Genomic DNA, 16,878 nt, shown 5'->3' with positions numbered 1-16,878 from the left:
CATCGCGCGCATTCCCCACCTATGATGGTGGGATTCTCGTATTCATCTGGCGCCGTCCCTGCTGCAGGGGATCGGCGCCCGCCGTGCGTGTCACGCATGGCCCTGCCGGACGCTTGCCCGATGACCGCCGCCGTTGCTCCTTCCACCCGCCGCATGGCCCTGTTGCTCGCTGGCCTGGCCATGTTCGGTCCGTTCTCGATCGACACCATCTTTCCCGCGTTTCCGCAGCTGGCCCAGCGCCTGGCGGTGGACGAGGTGGCGGTGCAGCAGACCATCAGCGTCTACCTGCTGTTCTACGGCCTGATGAGCCTGGCCCATGGCCCGCTGTCCGATGCGTGGGGGCGCAAGCGGGTGATCCTCGGCGGCCTGGTGATCTTCGTCGGCGCCTCGGTGGGCTGTGCATTGTCTACCGACCTGACCACGCTGCTGGCGTTCCGCGCACTGCAGGGCCTGTCCGCCGGCGTGGGCATGATCGTCGGCCGCGCGGTGATCCGCGATCTGTACCACGGCCACGACGCGCAGCGGCTGATGAGCCAGGTGTCGATGCTGTTCGGTATCGCCCCGGCCATCGCGCCGATCATCGGTGGCTGGATCCTGCTCAGCGGTGCCGGCTGGCCGCTGATCTTCTGGTTCCTGGTGGTATTCGCGCTGGTGCTGCTGGCGGCCACCGCGCGCTTCCTGCCGGAAACCCATCCGGTGGAGGCGCGGATCGCCCTGTCGCCACGCACGTTGCTGCGCGATTACGTGCGGATCGGCTTCAATCCGCGGTTCCTGCGCCTGGCCCTGGCCGGCAGCATCGGGTTCGGCGGCATCTTCCTGTACATCTCCTCGGCGCCGGCCATCGTGATGCAGCACCTGCATCTGGGTGAAGGTGGCTTTGCGTGGTTGTTCATTCCCACCATCGGCGGCATGACCACCGGTTCGTTCCTGTCCGGGCGCATGGCCGGGCACAGCACACCGACCCGGCAGGTCGCGCTCGGTTTCACCCTGTGTGCGGTCTCTGCCGTGCTGAACATCGGCTACGTCACCCTGGCGCCGCAGTTCGCGCTGCCGTGGGCGGTGATGCCGATCTTCCTTGGCGGCATGGGCATGGCGCTGATCTTCCCGATCCTGGCGCTGGCGGTGCTGGACATGTATCCGCTGCAGCGCGGCCTGGCGTCGTCGCTGCAGGCGTTCGTGCAGCTGATGATCAGCACCGTGGTGGCTGGCGTGGTATCGCCGCTGCTGCACAACAACCCGCTGCACCTGGCACTGGGACAGGCGGGCTTCTTCGCGGCTGGCTTCGTGTTCTGGTACTGGGAGCACCAGCGCGAGCGCGCATCAGAGGCAGCCGGCACGGCGCATTGAGCGTCGCGCAGGGGTAGGGCGCGTCATCACGCGCGGATCCGTTGTGGCGCTGCGGGCAGGGAGTAGGCTGGGGTTTCCAGCGAGCCGGTTCGTGGGTGCACGACAGCCAGCCATTCCGATGTCGTCGCATGAGGTACCCGCATGGCTGCGCAGCAGACCTACCGCCTGTTCGAGGTGGCGCTGAAGGAGCGCCGCGTTCTTTCTCCTTCCCTGGACCGCATGGTGTTCACCGGCGCCGACGTGGCGCGCATGAAGACCGAAGGCCCGGACCAGCGTATCAAGGTGTTTTTCCCCTTGCCCGGCCAGGACGCGCCGGACGTGCCCAGCGGCGAAGACTGGTATGTCCGTTACCGGGCACTGCCCGATGAGGCGCGGCCGCCGATGCGCACCTTTACCCTCCGCCAACTGCGTGCCGGCGAGTGCGAGGTCGACGTCGACTTCGTGCTGCATGGCGAGACCGGACCGGCCTCGCGCTGGGCCACGCATGCACGGCCGGGCGACCGCGTGGTGCTGCTGGCCCCCGATGCCGACTGTGCGGACAGCAGCGAGGGCTGGGAATGGAAGCCGCCAGCCGGGGTAGGCCAGGTGCTGCTGGTGGCCGATGAGACCGCATTGCCGGCGGTGGCCGGCATCCTCGAGGAACTGGCCGGGCTGACCGATCCGCCGCGCACGCTGGCCCTGCTGGAGATCGCCCAGGCCGGTGATGCGGTGCCATTGAAGGCCCCGGCCACGGCCGAACTGGTGTGGTTGCCACGCGGGCAGCAGGCCCATGGGCAGCGGTTGCTGCAGGCGGTGCAGGCGCGGCTGGCGGCGCCCGCGACCGTTGCCGAGGCTGCCGAGCTGGACGACATCGACGTTGATGCGCAGATCCTGTGGGAGCAGGCTGACGCCAGCGCGGACGGCGCGCTGTATGCCTGGGTAGCGGGCGAGGCCGGCGCGGTGATGGCGATCCGCCGGTATCTGCTGAAGGACTGCGGCCTGGATCGCCGCGCGATCACCTTCATGGGGTACTGGCGGCAGGGGCGGGTACTGGACTGAGCCGCTACCGCACCGGCGTGAACCGGCATGCAGGGGGTGTGGGTTATCCTTGCGCCCCCGCAATGCAAGCCCCACTGATGTCGACCTCTTCCAAATCCCGCCGCGACCAGCGCCGTCGCCAGGAACAGCAGGCTGCCAACAAGGCCGCCGCCACTGCCTCGCCCGTCGAGCCGCACGCCGAGCTGCGCGACACGCAGCGCACGCTGCTGGCCGGCATCGTCCGTCGCGATGGCGAATGGGTGCTGGGCATGGATGGCCGCATCGCCGGCCAAAGCGAGAGTGCGGCCCAGGTACTGGCGCTGATCATGCAGGCCGGTGAACTGCACGAACGGCAGGGCACGCCGGTGCGCCTGATCTATTCGGATGCGCTGCGCGATGCGGCGCAGGCCGAAGCCAACGAAAAGGGGCAGACCTTCGAGGAATTCAAGGCCGCGCTGGCCGCGCAGCTGGCGGCGAAGAAGAGCAACTGATCCTCATTGCGGCAATGCCGGCCAGCGGCCGGCACTACCGAAATGGAAAGGGGCGGATCCTCGCGGACCCGCCCCTTTTTTCATTTCGCCGCCGCTGCCGGTGCCGCGTTGGCCTGCCAACCGCACATCTGGCCTTCGTTCTGCTGCTTCAACCACGCGTTGACCGGGCTGAAGTACTCGATCATCGGGCCGGCATCGAGCTTGTCCGAGCCGGTCAGTTCCTTCAGCGTGGCCTGCCACGGCTGGCTGGCGCCCTTGCTCAGCATCGCCCAGTACTTCTGGCCGGCTTCCTTGTTGCCGTAGAAGGTGCACTCGTGCAGCGGACCCTTGAAGCCGGAGGCATCGCACAGGCCCTTGTAGAACTGGAACTGCAGGATGCGCGCCAGGAAGTAGCGGGTATACGGGGTGTTGCCCGGCACGTGGTATTTGGCACCCGGGTCGAAGAATTCCTCGCCACGGGCGCTGGCCGGGGCCACGCCCTGGTACTTGGCCTTCAGGTCCCACCATGCCTTGTTGTAGTTGTCCGCGGTGATCGAACCATCGAACACGCCCCAGCGCCAGCGGTCGATCATCAGGCCGAACGGCAGGAACGACACACCCGACAGCGCCATGCGCATCTGGTTGTTGATGACCGCTTCGCGGCTCTCGGTCGGCGCGTCGACCAGCCCGATCGAGCTGAGGTACTTCGGCGTCATCGCCAGCACGATGGTGTCGCCGATCGCTTCATGGAAGCCATCGTTGGCACCACCCTGGAACAGCGGCGGCAGCGGGTTGTAGGCCAGGTCGTAATAGATGTGGCCCAGTTCGTGGTAGATGGTGGTGAAGTTCTCTTCGTTGGGCTTGATGCACATCTTGGTGCGCACATCGCCTTCCATGTTCATGTCCCACGCACTGGCGTGGCAGACCACGTCGCGGTCATCGGGCTTGATGAACTGGGTCTTGTCCCAGTACGACTGCGGCAACGACGGCATGCCCAGCGATACGTAGAAGTCCTGTGCACGCTCGGTCATCTGCTTGGCGGTGCGCAGTTCGGCCTCGCGCTGCGCCTTGTACTGCGCGGCCACGTTCGCATCCTTGCCGGCCTTGGCCAGCGCCGCGCTCAGGTTGGTCTGGTACTGCTTCTCCAGCGCTGCAGTGATGTCCAGGCTGCCGGCGCCCGGGTACGGTTCCAGCTGGTCCCACAGGTTGGACCAGTCCTGCTGCCACATGTTGCCCATCAGGTGCGCGGCGATCAGGCCGTTGCCCACCTCGGCCTTGTCCTTGCCATAGGTCTTGTCCAGCTTGCCCCGCGCGTAGCAGTGCAGCTGCTCGTACATCGGCTTGACCTGTTCCCACAGGCGATCGGTTTCCGGGCCGATCTGCTCCGGCGGCATGTCATAGCCACTGCGCCACATCTGCCCGGCATCGGTGAAGCCCATGCCCTTTGCACCTTCATTCACCAGGCCGACGAACTTCTGGTAATCACCGCGCATGCTCTTGGTGGTGCTGTGCCAGCCCTGCCAGGCATCGAGCTGCTGGTCATAGTCGCGGCTGCGCGCCAGCACCTGCTCCAGTTCGCCCAGCTGGCGGCAGGAGTTGGGATCGTTGGCGTCGGTGCAGTACTTGCCTGCGCCGTAGCTGCCTTCCATGCGGGTGGCGATCTGGGTCAGTTCGGCCAGCTTGGCCGGGTCGCGCGGCGCCGGCATCGACGACATCAGCTTCAGCAGGTGGATCGCGCGCTTGCTGTCTTCGCTCATCGGCTTGCCATCGAACTTGCCGGCCTGCTCGATCCAGCTGTTGAGCTGGGTCAGCGAACGCTCGTTGGCCTTGGCTGCGATGCGCTCTGAATCGCTGTTGATGTAGGTCGAGGACAGCCACTGCGCCGAGGTCATCTCCGGGTAGGCCGCCTTGAATTCGGCATTGATGCGGGCCACGAACTGGTCGGCGGTTTCGCCGGCCGCTGCGCTGCTGCTGGCGGTCTCGGTGCCTGGGGCGGCTTCCTTCTTGCAGGCGGCCAGGGCCAGCGTGGCGGCGGCGACTGCCGCGGCCAGCAGGAGATGACGGTGTTTCACGGGCGATCCTTGGGTGGTGAACGACCGCCGAAGGCTAGTGGGCAGGCGTTGCCACCGCAAGTGGCGGAAGTCGGCCGGGCGGCGCCCTGGGACCGCGACATCGCATGCGCGCTGTCGCTCCCACGCTTCGCTGCGCGAAACGCGGGCCCCGCTTATCAGCTTCCAGACCCCCGCCGCTTCGCGGCCGCCCCCTGACTCAGGGGGCTCTGCCCCAGACGCAATTCGGTGATGGCAGTAGATCCACGCCATGCGTGGATGAGATCTGTCAGAAATCGAGACTCAAATTCGGATCCGACCCCGTGCCGACCAACGGTCGGCACCCACCAACAGCAGCGGAAATCTGTCGAAGGCGGGGTGGGTCCGGTTGCGGGGGCGTGAGCGCCATGGATGGCGCGACCGAGCCTCCATGGACGGATTTACGGCGTCCCCCGCAACCGGACCCACCCCGCCATCCCCCAGAAAACGAGCCTTTGCTGTTGCTTCGGCCGTTGCCGTTGCCTCTGCAGGTGCAGGGCTGCAAGCCCTGCCGAACAACCCTAACTCTCGCAGCCGGCGAACAGGTCGCGATCCCGCTCGTACAGCGAGGTCTTCACTTGCATCAGCCCCAGCACCGACGGGAACAGGTTGTCGTGGTCGGTGTAGCTGGCCGAGCGCTTGCGCACGCACTGCAGGTCCAGTCCACGGCTGCTGGCGAAGCCCGGCGAGAACCACATCGTCATCGGCACCCGGGTCTGCTCGGCCGGTGCGATCGCGTACGGCACACCGTGCAGGTACAGGCCCTTTTCGCCCAGCGATTCACCGTGGTCGGACAGGTAGATCATCGCCGTGTCGTAGTCCTGCAGGCCCTGCAGCGTGCCGATGGTCTTGCTCAGGAAATGATCGGTGTACAGCACGGCGTTGTCGTAACTGTTGGTGATCTCTTCGCGCGAGCAGCGACCAATGTCCTGGGTGTCACAGGTCGGGGTGAAGCGACGGAAGGCGGGCGGGTAGCGCTCGAAATAGGCCGGGCCATGGTTGCCCAGCTGGTGCAGCACCACCACTCGATCACCCGGGCGCGCACGCACCTGCGTCGCCAGGTCCTGCAGCAGGATCTCGTCCATGCAACGGCCATCGGCACATAGCCCCGGCGTGGTCGCGTCCGACAGCGACTGGAAGTCCAGGCCCTCGCATACGCCCTTGCAGCCGGACTGGTTGTCGCGCCACAGCGGCACGATGCCCGCGCGGTTCAGTACATGCAGCAGCGACTGGTGCGCACGGATCTTCTTCTCGTCGTACTCGTGGCGTCCCCAGGGCGAGAACAGGCAGGGCAGCGAAACCTCGGTGCTGGTGCCGCAGGAGTGCATGTCCGGGAAATTGACCACCGCCGCCTGGGCCAGCTCCGGCGTGGTGTTGCGGCCACCATTCAGGCCCCAGTTCTGCGCGCGTACCGTTTCACCCATCACGATCACCAGCAGGCGTGGCTTGCTGGTTGCTGCGCGCGGGGTCGCCTTGGCATCGGTACCGATCGGCAGCTTCGGCGCGCGTTGCACCGGGTTGTCGCCGCGCAGGGCACGCGGCAGCCCCAGCAGCACATTGGCCGGCGTGGCCAGGTAGCGCACTTCGCGCTGGTTACGCATCAGCGCCGACACATCCTGGAAGGACACCAGCGCGCCACCGAGTGCGGTGACCGCAGCGACCAGCAGGAAGCCGATGCGCCACAGCAGGCTGCGGCCCCAGCTGCGGCGGCGCAGGTCAACGCGCCACAGCACCACCATCGGCAACACAGCCAGCAGCAGGACCGGCCACAGCAGCGACACCGTCATCAGTTCGCGGCTTTCCTTGGGGTCGGTAGCCAGCACGTTGCGCAGCATGTCCGCATCCAGATAGATGTGGTAACGGCTCATGTAGTGCGCGGCAAACGCGGTGACCAGCAGCAGCACGCTGATCACCACCTTGGCATTCCAGCGCCACACAAGGATGCCCAGCAGCACACCGTGCGCGCCCAGCAGCAGCAACAGCAGTGAAAGTGCATAGCGCAGGCTGCCCGGGTGGCTGGCCATGGCGCTGTGCCAGAACAGGCCATTGCCGGCCACAGCGAAGAACAGGCTGGTCAGCACGATCAACGCTTCGGTGGACAGCTGTGGCCGCCATGCGCGGATGTTGGCCAGCGTGGGCAGACGGAAGGAGCGTTGGACCGATGCGTTCATGCAATCGCCTCCTGGCGGGTCGAGCGATCCAACTGGCGGCGGACCATCAGGTACAGGCCCAGCGACAGCAGCCAACAGATCAAGGCGGTGGCAACGTCATGCGAAAGGAAGTGGGCGCCGCGCAGCTGTTGGCCGATGCCGAACACCAGGCCGCTGCCGAGGCCGATCCACAGCCCGGCCCAACGCCAGGCGGGGCGCCACAGCAGCGCGAAGAAGTACAGGCACATCCATGCGTATCCCGCGCTTGCGTGGCCGGCGGGGAAGCAGGCGCGTGCGGCCATGCCGGTTGGGCGGCTGCTGAGAAGACCGACGAACGGGTCGTGTCCGCCATAGCGCAGCAGATCCCACGGGCAGTCCATCGGCACCAGCGATTTCAGCAGCGAGATCAGCCCGGTGCCGAGTGCCACGGCCACCACCACATACAGCAGCGCCCAACGCAGCGTGCGATCGCGGCCGCGGCGCCAGTGGTGGAAGCACAGCAGCATCGCCACCAGTGCCGCAGCGGTGCTCAGCCACTTGCCGGCCTTGTGCACCACCGAACGCGTCAGCCACGCATCCTGCAGCGCCCAGCGGCCGCCCTCCAGCCGGAACAGGTGGTCGGCCAGCCACTGGTCGCCCCCCAGGCCCATCAGCACGGTGAATACCGCAATGCCGATGACAGAAGGCAGCCAAAGATGGGTAGCGGCAAAACGCGACGCCAGCAGCGAGGGCGCAAAGGAGACTGCCGGGACAAGAGGGCGAGCGGGCATGCAGGGAAGGGGCCGTTACGGGAATCCGCGGCCATGCTCGTCACTGGCATGTCGGAGAAGGGTCGTACACGCGTTTGCGCCGGGTTAATCCGCGCCCGGCGCGAATCATCGTTCAGTCTTCTTCGTCGTTGGCGCCTGCACGCTCGGCATGGCAGGCCGCATCCCAGGCGGTGCCCGGAAGCAACTGCCAACGATTGCGATTGGCAACACCGATGTCGATGACCTGGGCCGGATCGACACAAGGGCTCATGGCCTTGTCCAGCACCAGCAACCAGCGCTTGTCCGGCGCCTCGGCCAACCATGGACCGGCGTCGTGCCACTGCTCTGCCCACGGCCGCTTGAAGCCGAACTCGCGCACCGGCCGGTCGGCCTGCAGCAGGTTCTGTTCGCGCCAGGCCACCAGCGCCAGCTCCGCATCGGGGCCGATCCGCGTGCCCACCCGGCGCATCACCGCCGAAGCCGAGGCGTAGGGGTCCAGCGCGGGTATCAGCACCAGTCCGTACAGCATCCACAGCAGGCCGTGGGTGAGCAGTACCAGCGTGGCCGCGCGTCGTATCCGCAGCCACACCGCCAGCGTCGCCACGGCGATGGCGAAGGTCAGCAGGCCATCGCCGAACACGGGCAGCAGGGTGTCGGGCATCGCCCGCCGTGCCAGCTGCGCCTGCGCCCAGGGGCTGTCGGTCAGCATCATCACGCCAAGCGCGCCGGTGGCCAGCATCAGCAGCAGGCTGTAGCCGAACAGGTAGCGGCGCACGCACAGGCGACGCAGCAGGCCGGGCAACAGCGGCGCCACCGCCAGTGCCATCGCCGGCAGCATCGGCAGCACGTACACCTCGCGCTTGCCGGGGCTGGCAGTGAAGAACAGCAGGACCAGCGCGGCCCAGCCCAGCAGCAGCCACTGGCGCTGGTCGCCGCGACGCAGCCGGCGCCACCACGGCTTGACCATCAGCGGCAGCAGCAGCGCACCCGGCAGCCACAGCGTGGCGATCACCTGCAGGTAGTACCAGACCGGCTGGCGATGGTGCCAGGCATTGGCATAGCGGGTGCCGGTCTGCTTGAACAGCAGTTCGTGTGCGTACGACTGCAGCGATGCACTGGGTTCATGCAGCAGCGCCCAGGCCAGCGGCGCCAGCCACACCGCTGTACCCAGCAGGAAGGCCGGAATCAGCCACAGCAGGCTGGCGGGGTGGGGGCCGTCCACCGGCCGGCCGCGACGGCGCTGGTACAGCCGCCAGCCCAGCCAAGGCAGCACCATCAGCAAGGGCAGGAAGCCCACCCCCTTGGTCACCGTGCCGACGCCGGCGGCGAAGCCGGCCAGCCACAGCGCCGGCAGGTTGCGGCGCTCGCAGAGGTGGCGCAGCAGGCCCCACAGGGCCAGCGTGGTCATGCCCACCAGCACCATGTCGATCTGCGCGCGCTTGGCCATCAGGCCGAACTGCAGGGTGCAGAACAGTGCGCCAAGCGCGTACAACGAATGCCGTGGCGACCATAGCCGGCGTGCCAGGTCGGACACCAGCCACAGGCTGAGCAGCGCAGCCAGCAGCGACGGCAGCAGGAACGACCACTGCCAGCTGCCGACCACCTGGTGGGCAGCGGCCTGCAGCCACATGAACACCGGCGGCTTCTCGGCGTACAGCTCGCTGCCCCGGTGCGGCAGCAGCCACTCGCCGCTCTCCACCATGGCACGTGCGGCCAGCACGAAGCGTGGTTCGTCCGGTGGCTGCGGCTGGCGCATGCCAAGCCCGGCCGCCAGCGCCATCACGATCAACAACCACAGCAGCGGCAGGTGCCAACGGCGGGGCAGGGCAACGGGCACGGCAGGCTCCGGGAGCAAAACGGCCATTCTGATAAGGGGCACGTGGGAAAGCCGTCGGAGCGGCCGGCATGGCGACCGCATTCCGACATCCGCAGCGCTACCATGGCATGAACTTCCGTGGATGTTTCGTGCATGCGCCTGTTGGTGATCGAGGACAACCGCCAGTTGGTGGCCAACCTGTTCGACTATTTCGAGTCGCGCGGGCATGTGCTCGACGTGGCCCCGGATGGCATCACCGGCCTGCACCTGGCCGGCAGCCACCCGTATGACGCGGTGATCCTGGACTGGATGCTGCCGCGCATGGAAGGCCCGGAGGTGCTGCGGCGGCTGCGCTCCGAGCACGCCTCGGAAGTGCCGGTGATCATGCTGACCGCACGCGACGAACTGCCGGACAAGATTGCCGGCTTCCGGGCCGGCGCAGATGATTACCTGACCAAGCCATTCGCCTTGCCGGAACTGGAAGTGCGCCTGGAGGCGCTGCTGCTGCGCGCGCAGGGTCGCAATCCGCGCAAGCGCCTGCAGGTGGGCGACCTGGTGCTGGACCTGGCCAGCCTGGAGGCGCAGCGCGCCGGCCAGGTGCTGCACCTGTACCCGGCCTGCCGCAAGCTGCTGGAAGTGCTGATGCGCGCCAGCCCGGGCGCGGTCACCCGGCAGCAGCTGGAATTCGCCCTGTGGGGTGACGAACCACCGGACGGCGACCTCCTGCGCTCGCATGTGTACGAGCTGCGCCGCAGCGTAGACGGCCCCTTTGCCGACAAGCTGATCCACACCCTGCCGCGGGTGGGCTACCGGCTGGCGTCCACCGCAGGCGCGGACGCACGGAACGATGACGATGGCGCGTAAGCCCGGGCCGCTCTACCGCCGGGTGGTGTGGTGGCTGCTGGGCTACCTGGCGCTGATTTCGCTGGCGGTGTTCAGTGTGGGCAACTACGTGCACGAACACGCCGAGCACGCGGCGTGGCGCGCGCTGCTCAATTCCGAACTGGACAGCATCGTCGAGCACACCGAGCACGAGCCGCACTATCGCTGGCAGGACTCGGACACGCTGAGCCTGTTCCGCTTCAATGAAGCCAACATGCCCGCCAGCCTGCGCACCCTGCATCCGGGGTTGCATGACGGGGTGATGATCGGCGAGCGCGAGACGGCGGTGATGGTGCGCGATACCGGCTCGATGGGACGGGTTGCGCTGGCCCTGGACATCTCCGATTTCCACGACCTGGAACAATTCGCAACGCGCTGGGTGATGCTGGCCGGCATCATCATGATCTTCGTCACCGTGTTGATGGCCTCCTTCGGCATGGAGCGCATGGTGCGCCCCTTGAGCCTGCTGGCCCAGCACATCGGTGCACTGCGGCCCGGCGTGCAGGGCCAGCGCATTGACGTCGATCCGCGCGGCAGTTCCGAGCTGCACACCATCGCCGATGCGCTGAACGATTACCTTGATCGCAACGAGCAGTTCGTCGAGCGCGAGCGGGTGTTCATCAGTACCGCAAGCCATGAACTGCGCACGCCGATCGCAGTGATGACCGGTGCCGCCGAACTGGCGCTGGAGCAACCCGGCCTGCCTGAGCGCGCACGGCAGCAGATGCAGCGCGTGCTGCGTACCGCGCAGGGCGTTGAGCAGCTGATCGAGCTGTTGCTGGTGTTGGCGCGCGATCCGGCTCGCCTGGCTGCCCGTGCCGAGCGCATCGCGCTGGACCAGCTGCTGCCGGAGATCGTCGACGACCATCGCCACCTGCTGGGCGACAAGGACCTGAGCATCGGCATCCAGGCCGCGCCGGTCGACATCGTCGCGCCGCTGGCGGTGGTGCAGGCGGCGATCGGCAACCTGCTGCGCAATGCCATCGAGAACAGCGGCCGCGGTCATATCGAGCTGCGCCTGACCTCGGCAGCGGTGTTGACCCTGCAGGACCCCGGCCATGGCATGAGCCCGGAGGAGATCGCAGCGATCCACGCGCGGATGGCCCGCGGTGAGCGCGGCGACCGCGGCGGCATCGGCCTGGAACTGATCGCGCGGTTGTGCGAGCACCTGGGCTGGACCCTGCAGCTGCAGCCCTGCCAGCCGCGCGGGACCCTGGCCTCGCTCGACTTTGGTACATCGCGGCCAGGCTGACCTCTCCGTCGACCAAGGCCGACGCCTGCCAGGCAATGGCCGCGTGCGTTCTGGTAGGTGCCAACCCTGGTTGGCACGCTGGCCGCGTCACCGCCCCGTTGGCCGCGCCACGTGCTGGTCGATCAGGATCACGTTGCCATCGGGATCGGTCAGCTGCAGATAGGCCGGACCTTCGCCATCGGGATCGGCACGCGCCGTGAGTGCGATGCCCTTGGCGTCCAGCTCGGCCTGTACCTCACGCACGTCCTGGAAGGACGCCAGTTCCTGCTTGTGCTGGTCCCAGCCGGGATTGAAGGTCAGCAGGTTGCCCTCGAACATGCCCTGGAACAGGCCGACCACGATGCCGTTGTTGCGCAGTACCAGCCAGTTCTGCGCCGCATCACCACCGGTCACCGAGAACCCCAGCGCCTCATAGAACGCACGCGAGGTGGCCAGGTCCTTCACCGCCAGGCTGACTGAAAAAGCGCCGAGTTGCATGGGGCAGGCTCCAGAAGGGAATGCTGCGATTCTCGGTAGGCCCGCGCGCTGCCGCAAGCAGCGCAGCATGACCCTGCGTGAAGACTATGTTAATTTCGACCCGCGCCGCTTATGCGGCGCTTTTCTTTTCCGCTCTTTCGATCGACAGAGGATCCCATGCCGACCGAACCCGCTACTGCCCTGATCAGCAACGACATCGTTGGCCTTGGTCTGATCGCCGCCACCCTCGCCTTGATCTTCTGGGCTGCCAGTGGCCCAACGCCCTTGCTGAAGAAGATCTTCGCCTGGGTACCAGCACTGCTGCTGTGCTATTTCATCCCCGCCATCTACAACACCGCCGGTGTCATCGATGGCCACAACACCTCGCTGTACAACCCGGTCGCCCGCGATGTGCTGTTGCCGGCGGCGTTGGTCCTGCTGACCCTGTCGATCGACCTGAAAGGCATCGCCAAGCTCGGGCCGAAGCTGCTGCTGGTGTTCTGCGCCGGCACCGCCGGCATCATGCTCGGCGCCATCGTCTCCTTCCAGGTGATGAAGCTGATCCATCCGGAAACCGTGGCCGGTGACACCTGGGCCGGGATGGCCGCATTGGCGGGCAGCTGGATCGGCGGTGGCGCCAACATGGTTGCCATGCGCGAAGTGTTCGGCACCGATGCCACCACCTTCGGCCAGTTCGCTGTGGTCGACGTGGCCTGCGCCAGCCTGTGGATGGCGATCCTGCTGTTCATGGCCAACCGCGCCCAGCAGATCGATGCACGCAACGGTGCCGACACCCGCGCCATCGATGAAATGAAGGCGCGCATCAGTGCCTACGAGGCACAGAACGCGCGCATCCCCAGCATGACCGACCTGATGGTGATCGTCGGCGTGGCACTGGGCGGCGTCGGCCTGGCCCATGCCATCGCCGCACCGCTGTCGGGCTGGTTCAAGGCCAATGTCAGCTGGGCCAGCCAGTTCAGCCTCGACAGCCAGTTTGTGTGGGTGATCCTGCTGTCCACCGCGATGGGCCTGACGCTCAGCTTCACCCGTGCACGCCGGCTGGAAGCGGCAGGCGCCTCGCGCCTGGGTACCGTGTTCCTGTACTTCCTGATCGCCTGCATCGGCATGCAGATGAACCTGTTGTCGCTGCTGGATCGTCCGTGGCTGTTCCTGCTGGGGGCCATCTGGATGGCCACCCACGTGCTTGTGCTGTGGATCGTGGCCAAGCTGGTGCGTGCGCCGCTGTTCTTCTTCGCGATCGGTTCGCAGGGCAACATCGGCGCCGCCGCCTCGGCACCGGTGGTGGCGGCAGCATTCCATCCGACGCTGGCGCCGGTGGGAGTGCTGCTCGGTACGGTCGGTTACGCCACCGGTACCGGCCTGGCGTATGTCACCGGGCTGATCCTGAAGTGGATGGCGGGCGCGTAGTCCCGAATGCCTATTGCGGTAGTGCCGGCCGCTGGCCGGCTCCTCTTTCGTCGTGGTGTGCCGAGCGCTGGCCAGCGGTCGGTATCACACCTGGGAGATACGTGTGACACCTCATTGTTCTTCGTTCATTGCTGTCAGCCTGGACGGTTGCATCGCGCGCGCGGATGGCAATCTGGACTGGCTCGACCACGCCAATCAGAGGGTGCCGGCCGGTGAAGATTGTGGATACGCTGCCTACATGGCACCGATCAAGGCGATCGTCATGGGACGGGGCACCTTCGAGAAAGTGCTGTCCTTTCCCGAATGGCCGTATGCGGATCTGCCGGTCTATGTGCTGAGCCACTCCCTGCAGGCCGTTCCCGAGGAGGCACCGACCACGGTGCGGCTGCATGCGGGGGCGTTGTCCACGTTGATGGAAGAGGCGGCAGCGTGTGGTCTGGACCGCCTCTACATCGACGGCGGACGCACGGTGCAGTCCTTCCTCGCCGAGGGCCTGTTGCAGGAGATCACCGTGACCACGATTCCGGTGCTGGTCGGTGGTGGCCTGCGGTTGTTCGGCGAGACGGGGGCCGAAGCGCTGCTGACGCATCGTGCCACCGTGGTGTATCCGTTCGGATTCGTGCAGACGCGTTACACCGTCGGCAGCGCCGGCTAGGGCGGCGGATCGGCCAGGAGTCGGTCTGCCGGGCATTCAAAGCAACGGCGGCGCTTTCGCGCCGCCGTTTTTTCATCGGTGTCCCAACCCATGGTCAGGGACGTGCGAACGCTGCGGCTTCAGCAGCAGCGACCCCCGTTCTTGCCGCTGTAACGCGCTTCCTGGCGCTCACGGAAGAACGTCTTGTAGTCCATCGGTTCCTGATCCGGATGCTTTTCCAGCATGTGCCGGACGTAGTTGTCGTAATCAGGAATCCCACAGCACAGACGTGCGGTCTGCACCAAGCGCCGCCAGATGCGGCGGTGCGCCTGGTACTGCCCCACCGGAACCAGTTGCGTACTCATTACAGGTCCACCATTTCATGCGGCTTCAGCGCCACGTACGGGGTCTCGCGGTCGCTGCGCTGCGGATTGCGGCGCGCCGCCACGATCGTCTTGATCGAATACACCAGCACCGACGCCACCACCAGCAGGAACAGCGCGGTCAGGCCGGTGTTGACGTAGGCATTGACCACGATCTGTTGCATCTGCGCGACCGACTTGGCCGGTGCGGTGATCGTGCCGCTGGCCAACGCGTCCTGGAACTTGTGTGCCTGTGCCAGGAAGCCCTGCGCCGGATTGCTGTCGAAGATCTTGATGAAACCAGCATAGGTGGTGCAGATCAGCAACCACACCGCAGGCACCGCGGTGACCCACGCGTAGCGGTCACGCTTCATCTTGAACAGCACCACCGTGCCCAGCATCAGCGCGATGCCCGCCAGCATCTGGTTGGAGATGCCGAACAACGGCCACAACGTCTGGATGCCGCCGAACGGATCGACCACGCCGGTGTACAGCAGGTAGCCCCACAGCGCCACGCAGCCGGCAGTGCCGATGATGTTTGCAGTCCAAGACTCGGTCTTCTTCAGCGCCGGCACGAAATTGCCGAGCAGGTCCTGCAGCATGAAACGACCGGCACGTGTGCCCGCATCCACAGCGGTGAGGATGAACAGTGCTTCGAACAGGATGGCGAAGTGGTACCAGAACGCCATCATCGCGTCGCTGCTGCTGGGGATCGCCTCATGCAGGATCTGCGCGATGCCCACCGCCAGGGTGGGGGCACCACCGGCACGATGCAGGATGGTCGGTTCACCGATCGCTGCCGCCGTGGCCGTCAGCTGTTCGGGGGTGATGGTGAAGCCCCAGGTATTGGTGATGTAGTGCGCGGCCGACGCTGCATCGGCACCGATCACCGCCGCCGGGCTGTTCATCGCGAAGTAGATGCCCGGATCGATGATCGAGGCGGCCACCAGCGCCATCACGGCCACGAACGATTCCATCAACATGCCACCGTAGCCGATGTAGCGCATGTGCGCTTCATTGGCCAGAAGCTTCGGTGTGGTACCCGAAGAGATCAGTGCATGGAAACCCGACACCGCGCCACAGGCGATGGTGATGAACAGGAACGGGAACATGCCGCCCTTCCACACCGGGCCGTCGCCGCTGGCCGCGAACTGGGTCAGCGCCGGCATCTTCAGTTCCGGCATCACCACCAGGATGCCGATGGCCAGCGCGATGATCGTGCCGATCTTCAGGAAGGTCGACAGGTAGTCGCGCGGTGCCAGCAGCAGCCAGACCGGCAGCACCGAGGCGACGAAACCGTAGCCGATCAGCATCCAGGTGATCTGGGTGCCGGTGAAGGTGAAGGCCGGGCCCCAGGTCGGGTCTGCCGCCACCTTGCCACCGAACCAGATCGCGGCGAGCAGCAGCACCAGGCCCACCACCGAGATCTCACCGATCTTGCCCGGTCGGATGTAGCGCATGTAGACGCCCATCAGGATCGCGATGGGCATCGTCGCGATCACCGTGAACATGCCCCACGGGCTTTCCGCCAGTGCCTTGACCACCACCATCGCCAGCACGGCCAGGATGATGATCATGATCAGGAAGGCACCGAACAACGCGATGGTGCCGGGCACCTGGCCCATCTCCTCGCGCACCAGGTCACCCAGTGAGCGGCCGTTGCGGCGGCTGGACAGGAACAGGACCATGAAGTCCTGCACCGCACCGGCCAGCACCACGCCGACCACCAGCCACAGCAGGCCGGGCAGGTAGCCCATCTGCGCGGCCAGCACCGGGCCGACCAGGGGGCCGGCACCGGCAATGGCGGCGAAGTGGTGGCCGAACAGCACGTGCTTGTTGGTCGGTACGTAGTCCAGGCCATCGTTGTTGATCACCGCCGGGGTGGCCCGGGTCGGATCGAGCTGCATCACCTTGTCGGCGATGAACAGGCTGTAGAAGCGGTAGGCGACCAGGTACAGCGATACCGCCGCGACCACGATCCACAACGCGTTGATGTGCTCACCGCGCCGCAGCGCCACCGTGCCCAGGCAGAACGCGCCGAGCAGGGCGAGGGCCGCCCAGCCTATTTTGGAAAAACCTTTCATGAGGTGCTCTCTCCCGGAAAGACAGGCAAAGAGTCCCGCGTGCCCCTGGCAGGGTCAATGTGCACGGGACCATTCGGCGGTAGTACTTTGGTCGTACATGGGTGTGGCAGGTGGCGATGTTCCCTCGCAGCCGACAACGCAGGC

14 protein-coding genes are annotated in these 16,878 nt (G+C 66.4%); 7 read left to right on the top strand and 7 right to left on the bottom strand.

The annotated features are described in order from the left end of the window. Positions 1-120: 120 nt before the first annotated feature. From AC07UW_RS15190 to AC07UW_RS15180, 3 genes are all read left to right on the top strand, one after another. Positions 121-1,347 carry a multidrug effflux MFS transporter gene (locus tag AC07UW_RS15190; protein ID WP_088100553.1) on the top strand — a complete coding sequence of 409 codons (1,227 nt, stop codon included), beginning with the start codon at positions 121-123 and terminating at the stop codon, positions 1,345-1,347. A 141-nt stretch (positions 1,348-1,488) separates the two neighbouring features. Then, on the top strand, positions 1,489-2,385 hold the full coding sequence (locus tag AC07UW_RS15185; RefSeq protein WP_495212338.1) for a siderophore-interacting protein: 897 nt from the start codon (positions 1,489-1,491) through the stop codon (positions 2,383-2,385). Positions 2,386-2,462: 77 nt separating this feature from the next. Beyond that, positions 2,463-2,855, top strand: coding sequence for a hypothetical protein (locus AC07UW_RS15180; protein ID WP_025877073.1), 393 nt, complete (start codon positions 2,463-2,465; stop codon positions 2,853-2,855). Between the two features lie 80 nt (positions 2,856-2,935). Here AC07UW_RS15180 and AC07UW_RS15175 read toward each other — a convergent pair whose 3' ends face one another. The 4 genes from AC07UW_RS15175 to AC07UW_RS15160 all read right to left on the bottom strand — a co-directional run bounded on the left by AC07UW_RS15175 (position 2,936) and on the right by AC07UW_RS15160 (position 9,657). Continuing rightward, entirely contained in the window at positions 2,936-4,906 is a 1,971-nt protein-coding gene (locus AC07UW_RS15175) for a M2 family metallopeptidase (protein WP_495212337.1), read from the bottom strand. A 536-nt stretch (positions 4,907-5,442) separates the two neighbouring features. Then, positions 5,443-7,092 carry a phosphoethanolamine transferase gene (locus AC07UW_RS15170; RefSeq protein ID WP_495212336.1) on the bottom strand — a complete coding sequence of 550 codons (1,650 nt, stop codon included), beginning with the start codon at positions 7,090-7,092 and terminating at the stop codon, positions 5,443-5,445. Then, positions 7,089-7,841: a phosphatase PAP2 family protein gene (locus AC07UW_RS15165; protein WP_495212335.1), complete on the bottom strand. Its 753-nt coding sequence runs from the start codon at positions 7,839-7,841 to the stop codon at positions 7,089-7,091. The genes AC07UW_RS15170 and AC07UW_RS15165 overlap by 4 nt, the downstream gene beginning before the upstream one ends. A gap of 112 nt (positions 7,842-7,953) precedes the next feature. Further along, complete coding sequence (locus tag AC07UW_RS15160; RefSeq protein WP_495212334.1) at positions 7,954-9,657, bottom strand: ArnT family glycosyltransferase; 1,704 nt, start codon at positions 9,655-9,657, stop codon at positions 7,954-7,956. Positions 9,658-9,789: 132 nt separating this feature from the next. Between AC07UW_RS15160 and AC07UW_RS15155 the strand changes: the two genes are divergently transcribed. Beyond that, complete coding sequence (locus AC07UW_RS15155; RefSeq protein ID WP_025877081.1) at positions 9,790-10,500, top strand: response regulator transcription factor; 711 nt, start codon at positions 9,790-9,792, stop codon at positions 10,498-10,500. Further along, positions 10,490-11,770 (top strand): sensor histidine kinase, encoded by a 1,281-nt coding sequence (locus AC07UW_RS15150; RefSeq protein ID WP_032951976.1) that lies wholly within the window; start codon positions 10,490-10,492, stop codon positions 11,768-11,770. Before AC07UW_RS15155 ends, AC07UW_RS15150 begins: the two co-directional genes overlap by 11 nt. 87 nt (positions 11,771-11,857) lie before the next feature. Here the strand turns inward: AC07UW_RS15150 and AC07UW_RS15145 are convergent, their stop codons facing one another. Then, positions 11,858-12,247, bottom strand: coding sequence for a VOC family protein (locus AC07UW_RS15145; protein ID WP_025877085.1), 390 nt, complete (start codon positions 12,245-12,247; stop codon positions 11,858-11,860). A gap of 156 nt (positions 12,248-12,403) precedes the next feature. On the opposite strand from AC07UW_RS15145, the gene AC07UW_RS15140 reads away from it, so the two are divergent. Together AC07UW_RS15140 and AC07UW_RS15135 are read left to right on the top strand one after the other, a co-directional pair. Continuing rightward, the gene (locus AC07UW_RS15140; protein WP_312786566.1) at positions 12,404-13,654 is read left to right on the top strand and encodes a DUF819 family protein; all 1,251 of its coding nucleotides are present in this window, start codon (positions 12,404-12,406) and stop codon (positions 13,652-13,654) included. Positions 13,655-13,706: 52 nt separating this feature from the next. Continuing rightward, entirely contained in the window at positions 13,707-14,309 is a 603-nt protein-coding gene (locus AC07UW_RS15135) for a dihydrofolate reductase family protein (RefSeq protein WP_495212333.1), read from the top strand. 119 nt (positions 14,310-14,428) lie between these two features. On the opposite strand, the gene AC07UW_RS15130 is transcribed toward AC07UW_RS15135, so the two are convergent. Together AC07UW_RS15130 and AC07UW_RS15125 are read right to left on the bottom strand one after the other, a co-directional pair. Further along, a complete protein-coding gene (locus AC07UW_RS15130; protein WP_099843281.1) occupies positions 14,429-14,653 on the bottom strand; it encodes a YbdD/YjiX family protein in 225 nt (74 codons plus the stop codon). Then, complete coding sequence (locus AC07UW_RS15125) at positions 14,653-16,734, bottom strand: carbon starvation CstA family protein (protein ID WP_025877093.1); 2,082 nt, start codon at positions 16,732-16,734, stop codon at positions 14,653-14,655. Before AC07UW_RS15125 ends, AC07UW_RS15130 begins: the two co-directional genes overlap by 1 nt. Between the last annotated feature and the right edge of the window lie 144 nt (positions 16,735-16,878).

Source organism: Stenotrophomonas sp. GW821-FHT02D01 (assembly GCF_059421765.1).
Note: the sequence above shows the minus strand (reverse complement) of the source record. Positions and strands in the feature narration are given on the sequence as shown.